This window comes from Streptomyces sp. NPDC048496, from assembly GCF_043200055.1.
In the GTDB taxonomy this organism is placed as follows: Bacteria; Actinomycetota; Actinomycetes; order Streptomycetales; family Streptomycetaceae; genus Streptomyces.
This window is the reverse complement of the sequence record NZ_JBICXB010000027.1, coordinates 39,956-62,201: the sequence shown is the minus strand read 5'-3', so window position 1 is coordinate 62,201 and position 22,246 is coordinate 39,956. Positions and strand designations below refer to the sequence as shown.

The 22,246-nt window shown below is 70.0% G+C and carries 16 protein-coding genes and 3 pseudogenes; 10 read left to right on the top strand and 9 right to left on the bottom strand.

Annotation, left to right across the window (positions count from 1 at the left end; translation table 11 throughout):
- The first annotated feature begins 7 nt into the window (after positions 1-7).
- The gene (locus ACGFSA_RS22975) at positions 8-457 is read left to right on the top strand and encodes a DUF2399 domain-containing protein (RefSeq protein ID WP_393307063.1); all 450 of its coding nucleotides are present in this window, start codon (positions 8-10) and stop codon (positions 455-457) included.
- Here ACGFSA_RS22975 and ACGFSA_RS22970 read toward each other — a convergent pair.
- Together ACGFSA_RS22970 and mptB are read right to left on the bottom strand one after the other, a co-directional pair.
- Positions 388-1,710 (bottom strand): glycosyltransferase 87 family protein, encoded by a 1,323-nt coding sequence (locus ACGFSA_RS22970; RefSeq protein ID WP_393306997.1) that lies wholly within the window; start codon positions 1,708-1,710, stop codon positions 388-390. The genes ACGFSA_RS22975 and ACGFSA_RS22970 overlap by 70 nt on opposite strands.
- A gap of 228 nt (positions 1,711-1,938) precedes the next feature.
- Entirely contained in the window at positions 1,939-3,405 is a 1,467-nt protein-coding gene (mptB, locus tag ACGFSA_RS22965; protein WP_393306995.1) for a polyprenol phosphomannose-dependent alpha 1,6 mannosyltransferase MptB, read from the bottom strand.
- A 556-nt stretch (positions 3,406-3,961) separates the two neighbouring features.
- Here mptB and ACGFSA_RS22960 point away from each other — a divergent pair.
- A complete protein-coding gene (locus ACGFSA_RS22960) occupies positions 3,962-5,503 on the top strand; it encodes a sensor histidine kinase (RefSeq protein ID WP_393306993.1) in 1,542 nt (513 codons plus the stop codon).
- Positions 5,504-5,766: 263 nt separating this feature from the next.
- Positions 5,767-8,066: pseudogene (locus ACGFSA_RS22955) on the top strand (MMPL family transporter).
- A gap of 297 nt (positions 8,067-8,363) precedes the next feature.
- Here ACGFSA_RS22955 and ACGFSA_RS22950 read toward each other — a convergent pair.
- A pseudogene (locus ACGFSA_RS22950) lies at positions 8,364-8,513 on the bottom strand (N-acetyltransferase); the annotation flags it as partial.
- A 9-nt stretch (positions 8,514-8,522) separates the two neighbouring features.
- The gene (locus tag ACGFSA_RS22945) at positions 8,523-9,449 is read right to left on the bottom strand and encodes a pirin family protein (RefSeq protein ID WP_393307061.1); all 927 of its coding nucleotides are present in this window, start codon (positions 9,447-9,449) and stop codon (positions 8,523-8,525) included.
- 583 nt (positions 9,450-10,032) lie between these two features.
- On the opposite strand from ACGFSA_RS22945, the gene ACGFSA_RS22940 reads away from it, so the two are divergent.
- Positions 10,033-10,971, top strand: a complete 939-nt coding sequence (locus tag ACGFSA_RS22940; protein WP_393306991.1) for an adenosine kinase — start codon at positions 10,033-10,035, stop codon at positions 10,969-10,971.
- Between the two features lie 25 nt (positions 10,972-10,996).
- On the opposite strand, the gene ACGFSA_RS22935 is transcribed toward ACGFSA_RS22940, so the two are convergent.
- A complete protein-coding gene (locus ACGFSA_RS22935) occupies positions 10,997-12,433 on the bottom strand; it encodes a helix-turn-helix domain-containing protein (RefSeq protein ID WP_393306989.1) in 1,437 nt (478 codons plus the stop codon).
- Between the two features lie 691 nt (positions 12,434-13,124).
- On the opposite strand from ACGFSA_RS22935, the gene ACGFSA_RS22930 reads away from it, so the two are divergent.
- Both ACGFSA_RS22930 and ACGFSA_RS22925 read left to right on the top strand, forming a co-directional pair.
- Positions 13,125-13,673 carry a hypothetical protein gene (locus ACGFSA_RS22930; RefSeq protein ID WP_393306987.1) on the top strand — a complete coding sequence of 183 codons (549 nt, stop codon included), beginning with the start codon at positions 13,125-13,127 and terminating at the stop codon, positions 13,671-13,673.
- A gap of 957 nt (positions 13,674-14,630) precedes the next feature.
- On the top strand, positions 14,631-14,867 hold the full coding sequence (locus tag ACGFSA_RS22925) for an alpha/beta fold hydrolase (protein ID WP_393306985.1): 237 nt from the start codon (positions 14,631-14,633) through the stop codon (positions 14,865-14,867).
- A 152-nt stretch (positions 14,868-15,019) separates the two neighbouring features.
- On the opposite strand, the gene ACGFSA_RS22920 is transcribed toward ACGFSA_RS22925, so the two are convergent.
- Positions 15,020-15,874 (bottom strand): acyl-CoA thioester hydrolase/BAAT C-terminal domain-containing protein, encoded by an 855-nt coding sequence (locus tag ACGFSA_RS22920; RefSeq protein ID WP_393306983.1) that lies wholly within the window; start codon positions 15,872-15,874, stop codon positions 15,020-15,022.
- A gap of 49 nt (positions 15,875-15,923) precedes the next feature.
- The gene (locus ACGFSA_RS22915; protein ID WP_393306981.1) at positions 15,924-16,808 is read right to left on the bottom strand and encodes an SIS domain-containing protein; all 885 of its coding nucleotides are present in this window, start codon (positions 16,806-16,808) and stop codon (positions 15,924-15,926) included.
- Positions 16,809-16,993: 185 nt separating this feature from the next.
- Here ACGFSA_RS22915 and ACGFSA_RS22910 point away from each other — a divergent pair, with 185 nt between their 5' ends.
- The 3 genes and pseudogenes from ACGFSA_RS22910 to ACGFSA_RS22900 all read left to right on the top strand — a co-directional run.
- A complete protein-coding gene (locus tag ACGFSA_RS22910) occupies positions 16,994-17,788 on the top strand; it encodes a DeoR/GlpR family DNA-binding transcription regulator (protein WP_393306979.1) in 795 nt (264 codons plus the stop codon).
- Between the two features lie 298 nt (positions 17,789-18,086).
- Entirely contained in the window at positions 18,087-18,266 is a 180-nt protein-coding gene (locus tag ACGFSA_RS22905; protein ID WP_393306976.1) for a hypothetical protein, read from the top strand.
- Positions 18,267-18,481: 215 nt separating this feature from the next.
- A pseudogene (locus ACGFSA_RS22900) lies at positions 18,482-18,613 on the top strand (RNA-guided endonuclease TnpB family protein); the annotation flags it as partial.
- 251 nt (positions 18,614-18,864) lie between these two features.
- Here the strand turns inward: ACGFSA_RS22900 and ACGFSA_RS22895 are convergent.
- Together ACGFSA_RS22895 and ACGFSA_RS22890 are read right to left on the bottom strand one after the other, a co-directional pair.
- Positions 18,865-20,148, bottom strand: coding sequence for a phosphatase PAP2 family protein (locus ACGFSA_RS22895; RefSeq protein ID WP_393307059.1), 1,284 nt, complete (start codon positions 20,146-20,148; stop codon positions 18,865-18,867).
- Between the two features lie 509 nt (positions 20,149-20,657).
- Positions 20,658-20,828, bottom strand: a complete 171-nt coding sequence (locus tag ACGFSA_RS22890; protein ID WP_393306974.1) for a hypothetical protein — start codon at positions 20,826-20,828, stop codon at positions 20,658-20,660.
- A 356-nt stretch (positions 20,829-21,184) separates the two neighbouring features.
- On the opposite strand from ACGFSA_RS22890, the gene ACGFSA_RS22885 reads away from it, so the two are divergent.
- Positions 21,185-22,183 (top strand): MBL fold metallo-hydrolase, encoded by a 999-nt coding sequence (locus ACGFSA_RS22885; RefSeq protein WP_393306972.1) that lies wholly within the window; start codon positions 21,185-21,187, stop codon positions 22,181-22,183.
- Positions 22,184-22,246: the final 63 nt, after the last annotated feature.

Here is a 22,246-nt window from a genome sequence, read left to right as displayed (position 1 = left end):
CGACTCACTGTCCACCATCTGCTCGATCGGGATTCGGACCGCGTGCGGCAGGCGGCCGAGCGAATCTCGGACCCGCGGCGCCCGGCGCCTACGCGTATGCGTAAATGCCCTGCGCCAGCTGGCCCGTTGCCCGGCTCTCTCCGCGCCGCCGACGGTCCGGATCTGCGAGAACCCGGCCGTGCTCGCCGCGGCCACCGACACGTACGGCGCGGCCTCCGCGCCTTTGGTGTGCCTTCAGGGGCAGCCGTCCGTCGCCGCCGTCACCCTCCTGCACCATCTGCACGCGCACGGCTCCCACCTCCGCTACCACGGGGACTTCGACTGGGGAGGCCTGCGCATCGCCTCCGCCCTGCTGCGTCGCGTGCACTGGCGCTACACCGCCGCCGACTACCGTGCCTCGGTGCTCACACTCCCGGCCGGTCCGCCGCTCACAGGGGTGCGGGCCGACGCCCCGTAGGACCCGGACCTGCCCAGAGCCCCGAAGGACTCAGGTGTGCCGGTGGAGTAGGAAGCGGTACTGAACGACCTGCTGTCCGACCTCGGCTGAAGGAGCCCGTCTTCGCCGGCGTGCAGGGAAGCCGGGGAAGGGGCGGCTGCAGAGGTCAGAGCCACAAGGGTGAGCAGTGCGCACACGGGGTAGGCCCAGCCGAGCACGGCGAGGGGCCATGAGTAGTCGAGCGACGTGATCTGGGGATGGAGTTGTACCAGCCAGAAAGCGAGATGGCAGGGCAGCGTCGTCGCCCAGGCGGCCTGGGCAGCTGCGCGCCAACGGGTGCGCTGCGGGGTGTGGAGGAGCCAGAACAGGGCGGGGAGGGCCCAGACCCAGTGGTGGGACCACGAGATGGGGCTGGCGAGGAGGCCGAAGACCTGCACCGCGAGGAGGCAGCCGAGCCGGTCGGACCGCTGTGCGCTGCGTACAGCGGCGAAGAGTGCCAGCACGCCGACCAGGGCGGTTGCCGTCCACCATGGCGCGGACATGCCCACATCGTGGCCGAGAGTGCGTGAAAGTGCCCCGCGCAACGACTGGTTGAGCCCGGACCCGACGGGGCCGACCCGTGCGGCATCGCCCACCGCGTGGAGCCAGAAATCGTGGGAGGGCCCTGGCGCCAGCCACCATCCGATCGCCGCCGCGGCGAAGAACGCCACGGCCGACCACGCGGCAGCTGCCCAGCGCCTGCGGATGAGGAAGTAGAGACCGGTGACCGCCGGGGTCAGCTTGATCGCGGCGGCGATACCGACACCGAATCCCGCCACGGCTGCCGGGCGCTTCTGAACAGCGAGGACGACCAAGGCCGCGAGCAGCAGGTTGATCTGCCCGAAGGCGAGTGTGGTGGTGACCGGTTCGGTCCACATCAGGGCGGCGCTCCACAGCAGTACCCGCTGCCGGTGCTGCTCGGGTGGTGTGTCCGGGGCGGCCAGGCGCAGGCTGCCGTGAACGAAGGCGACCAGAGCCAGGAGTGAGGCCGTGGTCCAGGCGGCGGCCACCAGCGGGAACGGGAGCGTGGAGAGGGGAAGGAAGAGGGCAGCGGCGAACGGGGGGTAGGTGAAGGGCAGAAGGAAGATGTCGGGGCCGGGCAGGTCGAGTCGGAAGGCGTACAGGTCGCCGGAGAGCAGATGGGTGGAACCGGTGCGGTAGACCCGTAGATCCACCATGCCGGAACGGGTGCAGGCGGGGATCCACACCAGCAGCAGCATCACCAGGGAACTCACGGCCAGCACCCATGTCGCTCGGCGGGCCAGTGCGGTCCGCACCGCCGACAGGGGTGGCCACCGAAGCTGTGGGCCCTGCGGTTCTCGGCCACTTGGCGGAACGACGTTGTCGTCCACGGCGGTTGTCATGGTTGTGCCCTCCAACAACTTCGCTCGATCGCGGGCGAATGCCCGGGAAGCCCCGGCCGGAGGACCTCTGCCGGCCGGGGTGCCGACTTCACGCCACCATCAGGGTGAAGACGCCGGGAACCGCCCTGTATCGGCGGCTCCGGTCATGGCGAGGGCTGTCCGTTCCCGACTCCGCTGAGCCGTCCACGCCAGCAACACCATGGTCACCGCCCCCCCGATGACGGCGGCGACCGCATAGGTCCAGGTCGGCCCCCGGCCCGCGGGCAGTACCAGCAGGAGCAGAGCGACCACCGCCCCCTTCGCCCGGGCATCCGCCAGAGTGCGCCACGCCACCACAGCCAGCGGTACCCCGCCCCACAGCAGGTACCACACCTGCATCGCGGGAGCGCACATCACCAAGGCCAGCAGCCCCATTGCCGCAGCGCGTTCCGCCCCACAGCGGGGAGCACGCCATATGAAGAACACCGCCGCGCCCAGCCCCGCCAACGTCCCGACCGTACGTGCCGCGCTCACCGCCCCCGGCGCCGCGTTCGATCCCACCGCGGCCGCGATCCACTCCAGCACTCGGCCCACGTCCGTGCTCACCGACAGCAGCGTGTACACCTCGGTCGGCGTATGCATGGTCCGCAGCCACCCCCAGCCCTGCCCGCACAGGGTCACACCCAGCCACAGCGTCCCGCCGGCCACCAGGGAGATCCCCAAAGCACGACCGCAGCGACGCCGCCAGCCCGACTGCGCGGCCACCGCCACCATCGCGGCACACCCCAATGCCACCGCAGCGGGGGCCTTCACCAGCACGGCCCCCATCAGCACCGCGGCGCCCAGACCCCATCGCCCGGAGCGGAAGGCCAGGAAGCCGGCCATCATCAGGCCGACCATCAGTGCCTCGTTGTGCGCCCCGCCCACCACATGCGCCAACACCAACGGATTGAGCGGCGCCGCCCACCAGGCCCCTCCACCGCCGGCACCCGTCCGCACCGCCAGCCGCTGCACCGACCACGCCAGTAGGGCCAGCCCGGCGAGCGCCACCAGCCGCAGTCCCACGACCGCGGAGACCACACGATGCTCCCCGGTCACCGACACCACGGCTTGGCTCACCAGCACGGACACGGGCCCGTACGGGGCCGGTGCGTTCCGCCACATCTCCGGGACATTGGCGGCGAGCGAGCCGCCCAGCGCCGTCGGGCCGACCTCGTAGACATTCCAGCCGCGCTGGGCCAGCGCACCCTGGGCCATGTAGCTGTAGACGTCGGCGCTGAACAGCAGCGGCGCGGGCAGCAGGGGCAACGCCCAGCATCCCAGCGTGCGCCACTGCTGTCTCCGGCTCATCACCGCGCCGGCCCGCAACAGCGTGCCCAACTGCCACCAGGCCCACACCAGCAGCCCGAGTCCGGCATACGTCGCCGTCGCACCCACCGCCGTGAGGAGCGGGCCCGGCGCTCCCCACACCCCGTCCCGCACGCCTTGCGGCAACGCACCAGCGCCCCACGCACCCGCCGAGAGCAGCACGGAACCCCACATGCCCCGGCGCGTCCATACCCGGACCGGGCTCTCCATCGCTCTCATTCGGCCCAACCTAGATCCTTCCCCGGATCGCCAAACCAGCACTCGCGAAATTGACGGCGAACTCAGGATGTCGACCTGTTGTCCACGGTCATTTCCGTGGCGAGGGCAGTGCGACAGAGCCCGTGTGACAGACCCTCACGGACCCGGCGGAGCCGTTCGCGTCCGTCGCGGCCGCTCTTCATGATCTCGGTTGCGGTGACCCTCCGTGGCTCTGGCGCCGACACTGAAAGTGATCCAGAACCTAGCCCACCGACAATCGTTTCACTGGTTGTTTAGGGGGGATGTCACCCCATTCATCTGCGCCGCCCACCTCCACGGTGCGAGCACCCTCGCCCTCCCGGCTCCACGGCTGCTCGGAGGCGAACCGGGCCGTCCCTCGCTGCCCCCTGGCCCACCCCCCGGCCCGGTCCTCGCGCAGGGCGTCCGACCAGGCATTCGTTCAGGGGGGACCTAGGTCTCCCCTGGAAAGGGGGGGACAGGCCCAATGTTCCCGGAGCGGTCGCAGGACAGACTGATGCCTGCAGGGACCAAGAGGTTCCGAGCCGAGGAGACCCGGATGACGACACCCGCACCGCCCAAGCTCTGGCAGCCGCCACTGCGGGGGCCGGCCCTGGCGGCACAGAAGGTGCCTCAGCTCGCCCTGTTCGTCCTGATGGTGATCTCCCTGGTCTATCTCGGCCTCGGCGTGGGCGTCCTGCTTCTGCCGTTGGTCGTGGCCGCCGTCAGGAGGCTGGCGAACCGGTCGCGGAGGCTGGCCCACGCCTGGTCGGGGGTCCGGATCGCCGAGCCGTACCGTGAACTGCCGCCGCGGGAACCCGGCTTCTTCGGCCGGTGGGGACGTTGCAGGCAGCTCCTGTCCGACCCCGCCACCTGGCGGGACATGCTGTGGACGATCGCCGACCCCGTCGTCGGCACCGTCCTCGCCCTCATGCCGGCGGCGCTGCTCCTCTACGGACTGGAGGGCCTGGTCTTCCCGTTCATCTGGGACGACCTCGTGTCCGCCGGATACGACGACCATTACGCAGGACTGATCCATGTGCACGGCGAGACCGGTCTGCGCACCTGGCTGATGCCCTTCGTCGGCATGGGGTTCATCGGACTGGGGCTGTGGGTGGGACCCAAGCTGATCACGGCCCACGGCCGCTTCACCCGCACCCTCCTCGGCCCCCACCCGAGCGCCGAACTCGCCGCACGGGTCGGTCATTTGACTCGCACCCGGGGTGCCGTCGTCGACAGCCAGGCGGCGGAGCTCCGCAGGATCGAGCGCGACCTCCACGACGGGGCGCAGGCCAGGCTCGTCGCGATGGGTATGAACCTCGACGCCGTCGAACAGCTCCTGGACTCCAACCCCGAGGCGGCGCGCGCCCTGTTGATGGAGACCAGGGACTCGTCCTCCAAGGCGCTGAGCGAACTCCGCGACCTCGTACGGGGAATCCATCCGCCGGTCCTCTCCGACCGGGGTCTGGGAGACGCCGTACGGGCGCTGGCACTGGACAGTCCGCTCCCTGTCGATGTGGTGGTCGACCTGCCCGGCCGGCTGGACGCCCCCGTCGAGTCCGCCGCGTACTTCGCCGTCAGTGAACTGCTGACGAATGCGGCGAAACACGCGAAGGCCGGGAGGGTATGGATCGACATCAGGCACGACCGGGACGCCCTGCGCATCAGCACGACCGACGACGGGGTCGGTGGCGCCGCGGCATCCGCAGGAACGGGGCTGCGCGGAATCGAGAGCCGCATTGCCGCATTCGACGGCATACTTGCCGTGAACAGCCCTCAGAGCCTGTCGGGTGACCTTCGATCGGAAAGCGGACGCGGTCTGGTGCGTGCGATTCCAAGGCGCTGGAAGGTCCTCGTAGCGGAGCTACTAGGGCATTTCGGCAACGCGGGAAGCGTGCGTGCCAGGGCGTGGCCGCCCGATCAGAGGTCACCCGACAGGCCCTCAGGGCGGACCGACGATGGCGACGATGGAGATCCCGTGCGCATTGTTCTCGCCGAAGATCTCTTCCTCCTGAGGGAAGGGCTCGTGCGCCTCCTGACCGCCCATGGATTCGAGATCGCCGCCGCCGTGGACACCGGCCCGCCCTTCTGGACGCCCTGATCGAACACCGGCCGGACATCGCGCTCGTCGACGTACGGCTCCCGCCCACCTTCACCGACGAGGGCCTGCGCGCCGCAATCGAGGCGCGCAGCCGGATTCCGGGGCTCCCGGTGCTCGTGCTCTCGCAGTACGTGGAACAGCTCTACGCCCGTGAGCTGCTGGCGGACGGTTCGGGCGGGGTCGGCTATCCGCTCAAGGACCGCGTCTTCGACAGCCGCCAGTTCATCGACTGCGTGCGTCGGGTGGCCGCGGGCGGCAGTGCGATGGACCCCGATGTGGTGGCGAAGCTCCTGGCGGGCAACGCCTCCGATGCCCCCCTGGGCCGGCTCACCGCACGGGAACGGGAAGTGCTTGGACTGGTGGCGGAGGGCCGCTCCAACGCCGCCATCGCCGGGCGGCTCGGTGTCAGTGAGAAGGTCGTCACCAAGCACACATCGAATGTCTTCACGAAGCTCGGCCTCGTACCGTCCGACGACGACAACCGCCTGACGCTGTTCACCTGGCTGATCATCGTCGTCGCGTCCGTACCCCTCGCCGGACAGCTCTCGGAGATCGCGAAGGACGAGCTGACCATCGAGCTGCCCCGAGGGGCCGAGTCGACCGATGTCGCCGGACTCGCCGACCGGTTCGCCGACGGCAAGATCTCCCTCGGCATCGTCGTCTACGTACGGGAGAGCGGGCTGACCGCCGAGGACAAGGCCAAGGTCGCGTCCGACATCAAGGAGTTCGCGACCTTCGCGGCCGGTGAGGTCGGGCCGGCCAGGCCGTCCGACGACGGCAAGGCACTGACCGCGTTCGTGCCCCTCGACAAGGAGGACAGCACCGCACTCGCGGACGACGCGGAGAAGGTACGGAACCGGGCCACCGCCGACCGGCCGGACGGCCTCGAAGCCAAACTCACCGGCCCGGCGGGCAACTCGCTGGACGCCGCCGACGCCCGGGAGTCGACCGGCCGCGCGCTGACCCTCATCACGGTCCTCGTCGTCGCCGCCCTGCTCCTGATCACGTACCGCAGCGCCATCCTGTGGCTGCTGCCCCTGCTCACCGTCGGCGTCGCGTTCCTCACCACGCAGGCCGTCTCGTACCTCCTCGCCAAGGGCTTCGGGCTCACGGTCGGCGGCGGCAACGAGATCGTCGTGACGGCACTGCTGTTCGGTGTCGGCACCGACTACGCGATGCTGCTGCTGGCCCGCTACCGTGAGGAACTGCGGGTCCACGAGGACCGGCACGAGGCCATGCAGACCGCGGTCCGCAGGGCCGTCCCCGCGATCGCCGCGTCGGCGGCGACCGTCAGCATCGGGCTGCTCTGCCTGACGCAGGCGGACGTCGGCTTCAACTACACGCTCGGCCCTGCCGGGGCCATCGCCATCATCTGCGGTCTCGCCGCGATGACCACGCTCTTCCCGGCCGTTCTGGTGATCCTCGGACGTTGGGTGTTCTGGCCCAATGTGCCGCGCGCCAAAGTGGCCGTGAAGAACGCCAACCACCGCCTGTGGGACCGCGTCGGCGGCAGGATCTCCGGCCGTCCGCGCCTGGTGTGGATCGGCTCCGCCCTCGTCCTCACCGTGCTGGCCCTGGGCTCGCTCGGCCTGAAGACCGGTCTCGACGACGAGCACCTCATCGTCGGCAAGCCCGGCTCGATCGCCGGCCAGGAACTCCTCGCCGACCACTACCCGGCCGGCCAGAGCAGGCCCGCCGAGGTGATCAGCAAGGCCGAGGCCGCACCCGCGGTCGCCACCGCGCTGAAGGGCGTCGACGGGGTTGCCGAGGTCGCCGCGCCGGAGAAGTCCACGGACGGCACTCTCGCCGGCACCCGGGCCGTACTGAAGGACAGCCCGGACAGCGCGGCGGCGGCCCGTACGGTCGACCGCATCCGCGCCGCCGTGCACGCCGTCCCCGGCGCCGACGCCCAGGTCGGCGGCCCCACCGCGATGGCACAGGAGAAGACCGAGGCGCAGGCCCACGACCGCAAGGTGGTGATCCCGCTGGTGCTCGCCGTGGTCTTCCTCATCCTGGTCTTCCTGCTCCGGGCCCTGGTTGCGCCCCTGCTGCTGATGGCGACCGTGGTGCTGTCCTACTTCGCCGCCCTCGGCATCAGCTGGCAGCTGTTCCAGCACGTCCTGGGATTCCCGGCGGTGGACATCCAGGTCATGCTGATCGGCTTCCTGTTCCTGGTGGCACTCGGCGTCGACTACAACATCTTCCTCATCCACCGGACCGCGAGGAGGTCGGTCACCGCGGCCACCGTGCCGGCGTGCTGAGCGGACTCACCTCCACCGGCGGCGTCATCACCAGCGCCGGCGCGGTGCTGGCGGCGACGTTCGCCGCGCTCACCACGGACCCACAGGTGGCGTTCATCGAGATCGGAATCGTCGTGGCCATCGGTGTCCTGATCGACACCTTCCTCGTGCGGTCCGTCCTCGTCCCGGCCCTGGCCCTGGACGTCGGCCGTACCTTCTGGTGGCCGGGCCGCCCCGTCGGCACGGACACCGCACCGCCCGCGGCGGGCGAACAGTCCACGCCGGCTGCGGTACCCGCGGGCAGTCGAGGCGGTGGCGTATAGCCCGGATATGGCCAAGGGCCGGAAGGCAGGGGCCTGTTCAGCCGGACAACTCCGGCGGGCAGCTCCGCTCAGCCTTCCGGCCCTTCGCGTTCTCCCGTCCGACCGGCGCGGCGGCCGCCCTACCCACGGGGAGCCGCAGCATGCCATCGACCGACCGGCCCCCCGCCGAGCTGCCCACCGACCGGCCGCGTCCCGCCACCCAGGTTTCCGCGGGGCCACCCATGAACTCCCGTTGCCCCTCGGTGAACGGCGGCCTCCCTCGTGGTCACCAGACGTGCGACGCGAGCCGCGGGGCGGTCACCGCTTCAGGGCGGTCTCCAGCCACTGCAGCACCTCGGGCGTCACCGGGTCGGTGATGTCCGCGAACTCGTCGTGCTTCTTGAGGAACTTCGCCACGTACGGGCAGACCGGCACGATGCGCTTTCCGGAGGCGCGTACGTCGGTCAGGACGTCATTTCAGTGCTGTGCGGGATTCTTGCGTGGTGCGATGCGGGCGTTCGGAAGGCCCGGCGCGGGAAGGCGTCCGCCTTCGAAACCGTCGACACTTCCGAAGCGATCGGAGGCGTTCTCCCACGCTGCCCGCGCTTCGACGATGTCCTCGTGGCTGCGGCCGATGAAGTTCCACCACATGACGATCGATTCCTGGAACGGTGTGCCGCCCAACAGCACCACGCGGGCGGGGCATTCCGCCTCGTTCGTCAGGGTCAGGGTGTCGCCTCCGGTGCCGATGTATCCCAACTCGGCCGGGCGCAGAAGTGTTCCGTCGACGCGGACGTTCCCTTGGTCGACGAGCAGGCCATGCTCGAAGCCGGGATCCACGCGGAGGCTGGTCGTCGAGCGCGGGTCGAGAACGAGTTCGGCGCCGAGCAAGGGCGTGAAGGTCCGTACCGGAGAGGTGCCACCCGCCAACGACCCGAGGAACACCCTGACGTCGGCTCCGTCCACCCGGACCCGTCGCGGGACGTAGTGCTGGAAGTCACGCCCGGTGTGCCGGTGTTCTTCGGGCAGAGCCACCCACAACTGGACGCCGTGCAGCGTGGTGGTGCGGGTGGTGGAGACCTCCGAGTGGCTGATGCCGTACCCGCTGGTCATGAGGTTGAGCTCGCCGGGCCGGACGAGCTCGTGGCTGCCGAGGCTGTCGCGGTGCTCGATCTCTCCGCTGAACAGCCAGCTCACGGTCTGCAGACCGGTGTGCGGATGAGGAGCCACGTCCATGCCACCCGTGTCGGCGACATCGTCGGGGCCGTAGTGGTCGATGAAGCACCAGGCCCCGATCAGTGTCCGCGCCCGCTGCGGCAGGGTGCGCCGTACCGTCATCGCGCGGCGTGATGAGGCCGCCGATCCGCTGGAGTTCGGTCCGGTGGAAGGGGGCGCCGGAGTTATACGCGGGGGTCGCTGCCGTTGACAGCGCGTCCAGAGCCAGGGCAGGTGCCTGTGTGGCCATGGACTCGGCCACGGGCAGCAGGAAGGCCAGGGAGTCGTCGTGCCGGAGCGTCACGGCCAGGGACCACCCGCCGCGCAGGGACGCCTCGGCGAGGAGCTGGGCGTCGTCCGTCAGGGTGTCGACTCGGGCCGCGATCTCACCGACCCACTGCGGATACCCGGCGTACATGGCCGACGCGGCAGCGGCGAGCAGGCGCCTGGCGCGCTGATCCGGCTCCGACGTGAGTTCCGCGGCGCGTTCCAGCGCCGTGGCCGCGGCCGCGTATCCGCCGCGACGCCGGAAGCGTTCCGCGAACGGAAGCGACGGAGAGGCGGCTGCACGCGGCCCCCTGCACCGAGCCCGGCGCGGTCTGGTGCAGGGGGCCGCCGCGGGGTCGAGGCGATGGGTCGCAGACGGCCGGGTCCGCGCATGGGGAGCAAAAACTTGCGGGAGGATTCTGCAACATCTTGCGGCCGCGGTGGCTGCCCTGCTTGACTCGCCTGCCGACAGCCACAGTTGCCGGTCGGCCGGAGAGGAACACCCATGAGCGCCGAGACCGATGTCCTCGTCCTGGGAGGCGCGGGAGTCGACACGATCGTGTACGTCCCGGAGCTGCCCCTCCCGTACGCCGACAGCTACATGATCCGCCCCGGGATCGAGACGCGGGCTGGGCAGACCGGGGACTTCGTCGCGCTGGGGGTGAGCGCCCTGGGCCTGCGCACGCATCACCTCGACATGATCGGCGACGACTACGCAGGCGACCTGATCCGGGCGCTGCACCGCGACCGTGGCATCGCACTCACCGAGGTCCCGCTGCCCGGCGGCACCAAACGCGCCGTCAACCTCGTCGGCCCGGACGGGCGACGGCTGTCCCTGTACGACGACAGCCGGTCGCGGGGCGGCGACCGGCTGCCCGAGGCGACGGTCCGGTCCCTGGCCGCGGCGAGCCGTCATGCCCATGTCTCGATCACCCACCCGTGCGCCTTCGCTCTTCCCGCGCTGCGGGAAGCCGGAGTGACGATCTCGACCGACCTGCACGACTGGGACGGCGCCAACCCCTACCACGAGCCGTTCGCCCACGAGGCGGACCTCGTCTTCGTCTCCGTCGTCGCCCTGGCCGACCCGGCGCGGACCATGAGACGGATCGCCGAGCGGGGACGTGCCCAGGTGGTCGTTGCCACGGCCGGAGCCGAGGGCGCCTATCTGCTGGCCGACGGCGAAGTGACCCGGATTCCGGCCGCCACGCCCCCGGGGCCGGTGGTGGACTCCAACGGCGCCGGCGACGCCTTCGTGTCCGGCTTCCTCCTCGGCTGGCTGGCCGGCGAACCGCCGCAACGGTGCGGCCTCTACGGTGCGGTGGCCGGAGCCCACGCCTGCACGGTGGAGTCGACGCGAACCGACCCGATCGGCCGCGACGAACTCCTCGCCCGCGTCGCGGAGTCGGAGAGTTGGACAGTCGGAGAGTTGGATAAGGAGAGTTAGATAAACGGGGCCACGGCCGGGACCGTCAGTTCGAGGGTGTCTCCGGGGGGCGGGCCGGAGCCGAGCCGAGGGTGGCGGTGCCCGGGCTGGAGCGGTGACCGAGACCGGTGCGGTAGGCGTCCATGGCGGCTTCGGTACGGCCCTCGCTGCGCAGCAGGTCGCCCAGGAGCCGGCAGATGTCGGCGAGGTCGCCCGCCGCTCCTGCGCGTTCGAGCAGGGAGAGAGCGGTGACGTAGTGCTCCTCGGCGGCCTCGGCGTCACCGGATTCCTCGGCGATCAGGCCGAGCAGCCGATGGGCTCCGCCCGCGTGGACCGCGCCGCGGTCGGGATGGAGACCGCCGAGCAGGTCGCGCAACAAGGCCGCGGCCTCGTCGGCCTTGCCGCGGCGGCGAAGTACATCGGCGAGCTCCACCTCGACCTGGGAGATATAGAGGGCGGCGCGCTTGGAGACCAGCATGGAGTGCGCGGTCCGCAGTTCGCTCTCCGCCCTTTCCAGGTCGTCGTGCTGGGCGTGGACGTAGCCGCGCATCCAGTGGCAGTGGGCGAGTTCGGTGCGCATCTGCAGTTGCTGGTAGAGCTCGACCGCCTTGGCGAGCGCGGCATCGGCGGCTGCTGCCCGGCCCTCCGCGATGAGGGTGCGGGCCACCGAGCGGTGCATGGAGGCGACCAGCGCGGGGTCGGAGACCTGCGGAGCCAGCGCCAGGGCCAGCTCGGCGGCCTGCGCGGCGCGGGCGTGCGCTCCCAGGTCCATGTAGGGAGCGATGGAGGCGGTGTAGAGCTGGAGCAGGGCGCCGGGGTCCTGCAGGCCCGAGGTATTCAGTTCGTCGAGGGCGCTTTCCAGCAGGTAGCAGGAGTAGCGGAGTTCGCCTGCGAGGAAGTGGGCGACCGCCCGGCCGCGTACCGCCCGGGCCCGCTCGGGCAGGGGCGCGTCGGCCAGCTGCTGCTCGGCGGCCTCGAAGTGGGCACGCGCCTGGTTGAGTTCACCCGTCTCCAGGGCACATTCGCCCAGCCCCGTGAGGGCACTGGCCTGTTCGGTCCGGAGGCCGTACTCCTCGGCCTGGGCGAGCAGCCGCTCGTACTCCACTGCCGCATCGGCCGCGTCACCGGTGGCCAGGATTCGCTGCGCGTCGGCCAGGCGGAGCCGGATCGCGGTGGCGAGATGGCTGGGGCGCCCGGTGGCGAGCTCCTCGTACGAGACGTCGAGCCGCTCGGCGAGGTGGCGCAGCGCCGCCTCGGAGGGCCGGACCTTTCCGGCCTCCAGGGTGGAGATGTACGCGGCCGTGTAGGAGGGCTCGGCCAGCTGACGCTGGGTCAGCTCACGCTCCTTGCGGAGCCGCTTCACCCGTTCGCCGATCACGAGAGGGGCGTCCTGGTCCACCGGGCGGTCCGCCCGCTCCGGTACGCCGCGCGCGGGGGTTCCCGCTGCCTCGCCGTCTGCGGCTGCCCGGCCGGTCCCTGACATCGTGCCTGCTCCTCCGCTGTCGGCTGCTCGGTACGGGTGAACGTCCCACGCGGCAGCAAGGACGGATGTGTGCACGGATTGCTTCCCATGGCCGGATTCTTCGGTGGGATGTGCAAGCGCAACCATAGACCGACCGGCACATGGGAGGCGGCGTCGCGGGGCTGGGCACGCACATCTGCGGCGTTGTCGTCAGTCAACGACTCCCCCCATAGCCCTGAAGGCATGGGGGGACCCCCTTCGCGTTGCCTCCCTCCTCCGCCTTGCAGCTGCACGCACCCAGCCCCGCTCCTTCTCCCACCCCCCATGTGCCGGTCGGTCTTATTCATCGGTGGCCGCCTCCTGCCAGGGAACGCCTCGGATCATGAGGCAGCCCCTGAGTCAAGCGAACTGTCACATGGGTTCAATAAGGGATTCAAGGGCCCGTCCGGCCTGCATCCGGCCTGACGGGCAGCGCGGACGGGTATGCGGCGAGATCCCGGAGCTCGATGCGGCGACCGCGACCGCGACCGCGGGCGCGCGTAGCTGTTCCTGCGGCGCCGACGAGCGGCCCGGTCCGGGGCGGGTGGTCATCCGCTCGCCGATCCGCATACCCGCGGCCACTGCTCCGCCAACTCGGTACGTTCCGGGGTGACGTCACGGCCCGGCCGGCCCTTACTGGTCTCGTAGAGGTTCGTCGGCCATACTGCCCGCCGTGGAGCAGCGCATAGATCCGAACACTCAGCCCGCGTACGCCGCAGGGACAGACCCGGCGTACATACCTGGTCTCACGGTCCCCCTCACCGTCGGGCCGCCCGAGGTGGAGCAGGAGAAGACCGAGGAGCCGGCGCCCGAGGACGCCGCCCCTGACGACGCCCTTGCGGAGGGTGCCCCCGGGGGCTCCGCCGCCGATTCCGGCTCGGAGGAAGCAAAGGACGGGGAGCAGGAGGAACACGAGAAGGACGAGAAGGGCGACAAGGGCGAGAGCGGGCCCGTATTCGAGGTCAGCGACCGGCGGGGTTCGATCACCGCGGATCGTGGCGGTATCCGGTTCCGGCTGGACGACCAGGAGGCCGAGTTCCTCTGGGACGAGGTCGGTGCGGTCGAGGTGAAAGTCCCCCGGTTCGGGCGCCGGTTCACCGTCACCGTCCACATGTCGTCGCGCCGCTGGTTCAACGCCGAGGTCGAGGCACCCGCCAGGAGCAACCTCAAGGCGTGGGCTGAAGAACTCGACGTGGTGCTTGACGCCTACTTCGAGGAGTAGCACGGGGCGGTGGCGAAGGGCCGGCCGGAGGCGCGACCGGATCATCCCCGGCGCGGCGCACCCGGCCGACGGGGCGGAATGACCCCGGATCCGGTGCGACGTCACCGAGACGCGGATCCGGGCCGCCCCGTCGTCACGGGGGACACGCCCCCAGCGCCGCATCGCGGGTGAGGGACCGACCGCCACGGTCGGCCCCTCACCCGCGATGCGTCCCCACCAACCGCCGCCGAACCGGGACATCGGCTCGATGAGTTCACGCTCCTCGTGCGCCGGATGCGAGACCAGCACATCGGTGAGCAGATCGATGGCCGAACGCAGCGCCATCGTCCCGGTCCGTCGCCGTCGTTGCCGCCGACCCTGGCCACCAGCGCCTGGCCGATCCGCTCGATGACGATGTGTATGGCGTGATGCTCTTCCTCCAGCCGGTCGAGCACCGGGCCCAACTGCGGCTCGGAGCGCCGCAGACAGGGGACGAGGTCCAGACCCTCCCGTTCGTGGTGCGCGGTCGTCAGAGCCTGTCGGGTGACCTTCGATCGGAGAGCGGACGCAGCGTGGTGCGTGCGATTCCAAGGCGCCGGGATGGCCTCGTAGCGGAGCTACTAGGGCATTTCGGCAACGCCGGAAGCGTGCGTGCCACGCCGTGACCGCCCGATCAGAGGTCGCCCGACAGGCTCTCAGCCGGCAGTACGAGGCGCAGTGGGCGCCCAGGCCCCAAGCGTTATCGGCTCGTGCCGAAGTTCGGCGGCCGCGGACGTCATGCCGAAGCCGGCCTCGGCTCTCCACCTGGGGTGCCGATGCCCTGCTCGATGACGCGCAGTCCGATGCCGCGCCGGCGCAGGTCGGCGCCGAGGGGCACCGAGCGGGAGGGCCGGCCTGGGCGCGGCCGCGCCGTACTTCTCCGACCGGATCCGGGAGAACCCCGACGGCAGCTGGCGACTGCCCTTCCACCCGCAGGACATGCACCGGTCCGAGGAGCAGGTGCACGGTGACCACTGGGACGACTGGACGGCCACCACCTGCCCCGCCCTGCTGATTCACGGCACCAAGGGCATCATTCCGCCCGAGCAGATCCGCGCCATGGTCGAGCGCCGTCCCGGCACCGTAACCTCCGAGCTGGAAGGTGACCATCTGATCCCCTCCACCGCCCCGGACACGTTCGCCGCCGCGGTCCGCGCCTTCCTCACCACGATCTAGCCGACCGCGCTTCCCCCGCCACGCCGTCGTCTCGACCCTCCTGTCCGGCCGTCATGGCGACGCCCCACGGTGAAACGGCACACCGTGGGGCGTGAGGGGCCGTCGGCGGTCGGGCGTCGAGCCTCGGGGCGCAGCCCGACAGGCACGCGCGGTCATGCGGAGTCCGGCCCCCGAACCCCGTGCAGCACATCGAGTACGTACGGCCAGGCGGCCGCGCCGAGTGCCGCGTCGGCGGCGGGCGAACCGCCGTACAGGAATCGGTCGGACACCGGTGCAGGGCCTTCGCCGGGAAAGCGCGGGCGGTGTCCGGCACCGGCGTGAGTGACCACCCGTACCGGCCGTCCGGCCGTGCGACGCCGGGCGGCCAGCTCTTGGGCGGAGCGCAGGGACGGCCACGTCGCATCGTCACCGCCCGCGACGATCAGCAGGTCGGCGGCGGACCGTTCTAGCGGGATCGCGGCCGCGTCGACACGGGCGGCGAAGGTCCGCCGACTGCGTTCGTACCAGCCGAGGACGGCGACCCGAGCGCCGTCCGGTTCGGTCTGCGTCCAGCTGTCGTCATAAGGGACGAAGGGCAGCGGCTCGCCCCGCCAGGTCCAGGACGACCGGTACGGGTGAGTCCGACCGTCTCGTCCGGGTCCGACATCGGCCCAGGTCAGCGACGTGGGGGAGAGCGCGACCACGGCATCGGTCCCGGGGTGCAGCACCGAGAGGTGCAGCGCAGCCTCCGCGCCCTCGGAGGTGCCCAGCACCCCGATGCGCCGCGCCCCGCGCGACCGGAGCAGCTCGGTCGCGGACACGAACGTCTCCAGCGGGACCTCGCAGATCCCCGGCGGCTGCCCGGCGCCGCCGAACCAGCGGACCGACAGGGCGGTCAGGCCCTCCCGCGCCAGGATCCGGCATCGCTCGTCCTCGATCCGTCCACTGGACCCGGCGAGGACGAGGACACCGGTATCGCCGCCCCGTGCAGGCGCGGCGAGGAACCCCTCGCACGCGCCCTCGCGCACACCGTCGTGCGCAACGGTGAACGCGCGTTCGATGATGCCCGTCCGCCGGTCAGGCGTCGGCGAGAACCACCGAGCGGGTCAGGTGACGGGGGCTGTCCGGGTCGACGCCGGCGGCCTCGGCGCGGGCGATCGCCAGACGCTGTACGCGGACCAGCTCGGCCAGCGGGTCCAGGCCGCTCGCCACCCAGCGGGCGCCGGTCGACGCGACCTGCTCCTCAAGACCCTCGGGTGCGGGACCGAACACCCAGGTGGCGGTGCCGGTGGTGGCGATGCTGATCGGACCGTGGCGGTACTCCATCGCCGGGTAGGACTCGGTCCAGGAGAGCGACGCCTCCTTCATCTTGAGCGCGGCCTCGTTGGCGAGACCGACCGTCCAGCCCCGGCCGAGGAAGGTGAACTGGGTGCACTCCAGCAGCCCTTCGGGCAGCGGCTCGGCCAGTGCGGTCTCCGCGTCACGGACCACGGCGTCGGTGTGCAGGCCGAGGTGGGCACGGAGCAGCGTGAGCAGCGTGGTGGCGAACCGGGTCTGCACCACGGACTGCTCGTCGGCGAAGTCGAGGACGACGACATCGTCGGCGGACGTCATCACCGGGGTGTTCGGGTCGGCCGTGATCGCGACGGTACGGGTGACGCCACGGAGCCGGCCGAGCAGCTCCAGCACCTCGGTCGTCGTGCCCGAGCGGGTGAGCGCCACGACCCGGTCGTAGCTGCGGCCGAAGGGGAACTCCGACGCGGCGAACGCGTCGGACTCGCCCTGCCCGGATTCCTCGCGGAGTGCGGCGTACGCCTGGGCCATGTAGAACGAGGTGCCGCAGCCGACGACGGCGATGCGCTCGCCCGTGGCGGGCAGGGCGGCCGACTGGCTCTGTGCCAGGTCCGCTGCGCGGCGCCAGCACTCCGGCTGGCTGGCTGTCTCAATCTCGACAAACGACACTTTTACACTCCGTACGGGTATGGGGATGCTCGTTCACGCACGTTATACGCGTTCTACAATCATTATCAAGCATTCTACTTGCATGAGGCTTGACTGATCGGCACCTTGTGCGACCCTTGCGCATGTCCGGTGATACTGCCCAAGGGGATGGGCGCTCGAATCCCGGGCCCGTAAGGAGAGTTCACTTGTCCAGGGATGCCCGGTGGGACGCGCTGCTTGAGCTGGTCGGCAAACACGGCCGGGTGGAGGTCGAGGACGCGGCGGCGACGCTTGAGGTCTCGGCCGCGACCATCCGCCGTGACCTGGACCAGCTTGCCGAGCAGCAGCTGCTCACCCGAACCCGCGGCGGTGCCGTCGCGCACGGAGTCTCGTACGAACTGGCGTTGCGCTACAAGACTGGACGCAACGCTCCGGAGAAGCAGGCCATCGGCCGCGCCGTGTCCGGACTCGTGGCGGCGGGCGAGGTGGTGGGGCTGACCGGTGGCACCACGATCACCGAGGTCGCCCGCTCGCTGGCCGTGCGCTCCGACCTCGTCGGTGACACCGGCCCCGGGGGGCAGCCGACCCTGACGGTGGTGACCAATGCCCTCAACATCGCCAACGAGCTGGTGATACGGCCGCAGATCAAGATCGTGGTGACCGGTGGAGTGGCCAGGCCGCAGTCGTACGAGCTCACGGGGCCGCTGGCCAGTGGCGTGCTCGGCGAGATAACGCTGGATGTCGCCGTGCTGGGCGTCAACGCGATCGACACCGAGCGCGGGGCATACGTCCACCACGAGGGCGAGGCCAGCATCAACCGGCTGCTCGCCCAGCAGGCGCAGCGGGTGGTCGTGGCAGCAGACTCCTCGAAGATCGGCAAGCGGGCCTTCGCCCGGGTCTGCGATCTCGGCCAGGTCGACTTCCTGGTCACCGACACCGGCATCACCCGCGACGCGAAGGCCCGTTTCACCGAGGCCGGCGTCACCGTCATCGCTGTGTGAGGGTGACGCCGGCCCGTCCGGCGGTGACGCCGTGCCGCGGGACCAGGCGCGCCCGTTTCGCACCCCTGCCGCGCCCCCTCCGCGCCCCAACGGGGTTGAATCGGACCTTCCCTAGGCATCGATGTCCATAAATGTTCGTTACCTCTGCGAAATGAACAACTCTTGCCATTGAGAGCGCACTGTCATGAACTATGTGGCTGTCGCCGCGAGGGAGCAGCGGCCGCACCGTCACCGATGTGTGCCGCAGCCGTGATCGCGGGCCCCCATTGCTTCATCAGCCCTGGAGGTGCCTGTGACGATGACAGATGCGTCGGCCTCCCCCGTGCGGTCGCCGGTGCCCCAGCCCCGTGACCCCGATGACGCGGACTCACCCGCCAGGAAGAAGCGAGCCGCCTTCCAGGACCCGGTCAAGAAGTGGCGCTCGGGTGGCGGCGACGAGATGCGAGCCGAGTTCGAGGCCTCGATCGCCTGTAAGTAGTCTCCGCCCGCACCACCCGCACAGACAGAAGGGACCCCCGTGTCAGACCTCCGACTCGGCGTCATCGGGCTCGGCCTCCGCCGTTCCATCCCTGATCTTGCGTGGGTATCCACGGCTTCAGCCAGGGAGGGAAACGCATCCTTGGTCCGGAGGCGCGAAGTGCCGGAGTTCGCTGCGCCTGGGGGGATGGTCAGGCAGGCCGCTTCTGCCCTTCGAAGTGGTTCGTCGTGCTGACCGCCGAGCAGGCCCGGCCCGATCCGCTCCCGCCGACCGGCAGTGTCGTCGGCATCGACCTGGGCATCACGAACTTCCTCGCCGATTCCAACGGCGGTTTCGTCCCCAGTCCGCTCCCGCTCACCCATGAGCGACCCAATCGACCTGAGCCTCGGTCACCTCGGTCACCTCTCGTAGTCCACGAGCCGCGAGACCCTGCATGAAGTGTGGGATCTCAGATCCCGTGGCCACTGCGTGGCGGAGGTTCCGCTGGTACAAGGGTCGGAAGCACTACTCGGGGACCTACTGGTTGGCGATGCCGACGCAAAGTCACGTGATCTATGAGTCGCACCTGGAGCTCGCACGCCCCCTGATGCAACATGACTCAAACCGGTTCGGGTTGCGGTTCCGGTTGCCGTGCTGGTGCGGCCTTCGGTTCCCACAGTTTGGTGGTCCGTACGTAGCCGTGGACCACTGAGGCCATCGCCAGAATGAGAAGTGGTCCAAACACCCACGGATGTTCGGCCATCTCCATCGGCAGATAGCGATATGACACCAAGAGTGCAGCGAAGACCGTTGCACCGTAGGTGACCAGCTGGATTCCTGCCCGGTCCCAGCCACGCTCGAGCGAGCGCAGCGCTGCCTCGATCGTCAACGTAAACACCACGCCGGCAACGATATCCGCGCCGTAGTGGTAGCCGAAGCCCAGAGTTGCGCCGAGCGTGGCAATCAGCCAGGACGCGCCTCCGAATTGCAGAATCCGTGGTCCCTTGCGGGAATGGATGAAGATCGCGGTAGCCCACGCTGTGTGCAGGCTGGGCATGCAGTTGCGTGGGGTGATCTCGTCGAATGGCATGTGGTGCGGGGTAGTGATCGGCGGCGGCGTGTCCGGCCACAGGTTGGCCACCGCCCAGTGCCCGCCGTCGGCGCCGTAGGCGAAGATCGGCCCGACCACCGGGAAGATCATGTAAATGCCCGGCCCGAGGAGGCCGATGACCAGAAAGGTGCGCACCAGATGATGGCCCGGAAAGCGACGCTCGACCGCCACACCCCGTAGCTGGTACAGGGTGACGACGACCGCGGCCACCGGAAGCAGAGTGTAGACGGCGTCGAGAAAATGGGCGCCGACCGTGCCGGTGGCCGTGACGATCCGGCCTACCAGCCACGACGGGTTGCCCAGCGCGTGATCGGCGGTCGCCACGTACTGATCGAGCACCGCCGGGCGGGTCTTCGACGTGATGAGTAGCCAGGTATCGCCAGTCTTGCGGCCGGCCACCAGCAGCAGGCCCAGCCCGACACCCTTCAGCAGCAGGACACGTTCCCGGCCGGTGCGGCGCGTGACAGCGATGACCGCATAGCCCAAAATCACCCACAACGCGCCGTTGCCGAAGGGGTGGCCGTCGGTCACTTTGACGTCGGCCGCCCACCGCACCAGGAAGAAGGTGACGTCGATGCCGATCGCGATACCAGCCGCGATGAACCGTTGCCGCCAGGTGAGTACCACCATCATCAACGCCATACTGGCGTACAACACGAAACCCGATTTGGGGGCGAATACCACCTCTTGTGCCTGGGTGGTGATCGGCCCCGGTAGGCCGTAGCGGCGCGCGGCGATCTCCAACGCGATGAGGAATCCGAGGGTCACCAACGCCGCGGTGGCCCACAGCATCGCCCGTGGCTGACGCCATGCGGCGAACATTCTGTAGTTTCTTCGTGAAAAAACCCGCGAGGCTATAGGTATCAATTGTTTGGCCGATTTGTTAGATGTTAGTCGAATGGGTCGCTCTTCGTGCCGGATGGCATGGTTTTCCGGTGAAGGGCGGGCGATGGCGCTCGTCGTGAGTCCGAACATGCTAGCGGAGCGGTGCGAGTGGGTTCGCTGGTCACGGGTGGTGCGAAGGTCGGTCGATCCAGGCTCGATGGTCCAGCGTCTCGGGAATGACCGTGGAACTCTCGAACGCCCGGCGGGTATCGAGGGCGACACGGGTTACCCAATGGCTCTAGAACATGCGCAAAGGGCCGTGAACCAGCAGCCTGGGCGGGGACGTTGGCATACCGCCAACGCGCCGAATACAGCTATCAGTTCTCCCTTGGCGACGAAGCCTGGGACAACGGTCACGTCGACTGGGGCCGTCGGTATGTTCGTCCTTGGCCACAACGCCCAGCTGTCCGGCCCTTTCAGGGCCTCATGGACGCGTTGATCGCCGAGGCGGCGGCCCGTGGTGACGTCGACCTCGCCTGGTCGGCGTGGACTCCACCGTTGCCCGCGCGCACCACCACGCGGCCGGGATGGTGGTCGACGCGGAGCTCCTCGGTGAAGGGCGGTTCGCACTGGACGACGCTCCTCATGGGGCAAGCATCGCTGGTCACGGCACTGCGCCACGGTGCTTCGGGACCTCCGGCGACAGCGCGCCCGGCGCCGTCGCCGGAGGTCTCTCTGCTTCTGTTTTCAGCCATGCTCGGTGGGTAATCGGCCCATTCCTGTTTGGCGGTCGCCCGATCGGCCACGGTCGCGAAGCGTGACACCGTCGGGAGAAATGAGGCCGAGCGTCCGGAAGGTGTCGTACGAGGGTGCGGGTGCCCGGTCTCGTACCGTCACCGCCACACCGCAATCGGTGCGAGCGGGCGGTGGGTTTGCGCCAAACAGATCCCTCAGCGGCCGAGTGCGAACGCGTTGCCGGATCGCGGTCGGCATAATCGCGTCCATGTCGATCACGGGCGGAGACTTCGTCGAGCTGGGCCGGGACCTCTACGCATGGCTCCCGCCGAAACGGGGCTGGGGCCTCGCGAACTGCGGTCTCCTGACGTCATCGCGTGGCGCGATCTGGATCGACACACCGTACGACCCCGTGCTCGCCGGCCAGTTCCTGGCGGAGTCGACGAAGCGGCTGCCCGACGGCGCCGCCATCGACCGGGTGATCGTCACCCACGCCAACGGGGACCACTTCTGGGGCGCGGGCGTACTCCCGGGCGCGGAGATCATCGCGACCCGCGAGGCCCGGGAACACATTCACTACGAACCCACCCCGAAGCAGCAGCACGCCCTCGTCCACGGCAGCGATCCGGCCACCGCGCTCGGTGAGTACCTCAAGCGCCACTTCGGCCCGTTCGACTGGTCGCGGACCGAACCCGTGCAGCCGACCACGTACTTCACCGGCGAGCTCGAACTGACCCTGGGGGAGTACCCGGTCCAGGTGACGGCCCTGCTCCCCGCCCACACCACGGGCGACCTCATCGTGCACCTGCCCGCTCAGCGCACCGTATTCAGCGGCGACGTCATTTTCGCCTCCACCCCGGAGCAGCCGGGCGACCACCCGGTGCACTGGGCGGGCCCCCTCTCCCAGGTGATCGCCGCCTGCGAACAGGTGCTGGCCACCGGCGCCGAGACCATCGTCCCGGGCCACGGTCCGGTCCTCGACCCGGCCGGCGTGCGCGCACACATCGGCTACCTCGAGTACGTACGGGAACGTGCCCACGCCCTCCACGCGGCCGGGGTGCCCGCACTGGAGGCGGCCCGCCGGGTGGTCGCCGAGGGACGCCACCCCGAACTCGGTCTGGCTGAACGCCTCGTGGTGACGATCGGCAGCGAGTACCGGCAGCTTGACGGCTCCGAACTGCCCAGTGTGCTTCAGGTGATGACCGATGTCGCCGTCGTCGCTCGAGAAGTGGAGCAGTCCCGTGGGGCGGCAGACCGCGAGGGATGATACCCGGATCTCCCCCCGTCCGGGCGGGTCCGACCCGACCACAGAACCTGGTTCGGCGTACCG

What these genes read in the sequence shown, in the direction of transcription:
- mptB (WP_393306995.1), bottom strand. Translation starts at nt 3,405, where the DNA reads ATGAGAGCGATGGAGAGCCCGGTCCGGGTATGGACGCGCCGGGGCATG.
- ACGFSA_RS22960 (WP_393306993.1), top strand. Translation starts at nt 3,962, where the DNA reads ATGACGACACCCGCACCGCCCAAGCTCTGGCAGCCGCCACTGCGGGGG.
- ACGFSA_RS22940 (WP_393306991.1), top strand. Translation starts at nt 10,033, where the DNA reads ATGAGCGCCGAGACCGATGTCCTCGTCCTGGGAGGCGCGGGAGTCGAC.
- ACGFSA_RS22935 (WP_393306989.1), bottom strand. Translation starts at nt 12,433, where the DNA reads ATGTCAGGGACCGGCCGGGCAGCCGCAGACGGCGAGGCAGCGGGAACC.
- ACGFSA_RS22925 (WP_393306985.1), top strand. Translation starts at nt 14,631, where the DNA reads ATGCACCGGTCCGAGGAGCAGGTGCACGGTGACCACTGGGACGACTGG.
- ACGFSA_RS22905 (WP_393306976.1), top strand. Translation starts at nt 18,087, where the DNA reads ATGACAGATGCGTCGGCCTCCCCCGTGCGGTCGCCGGTGCCCCAGCCC.
- ACGFSA_RS22895 (WP_393307059.1), bottom strand. Translation starts at nt 20,148, where the DNA reads ATGCTGTGGGCCACCGCGGCGTTGGTGACCCTCGGATTCCTCATCGCG.
- ACGFSA_RS22890 (WP_393306974.1), bottom strand. Translation starts at nt 20,828, where the DNA reads ATGAGGAGCGTCGTCCAGTGCGAACCGCCCTTCACCGAGGAGCTCCGC.
- ACGFSA_RS22885 (WP_393306972.1), top strand. Translation starts at nt 21,185, where the DNA reads ATGTCGATCACGGGCGGAGACTTCGTCGAGCTGGGCCGGGACCTCTAC.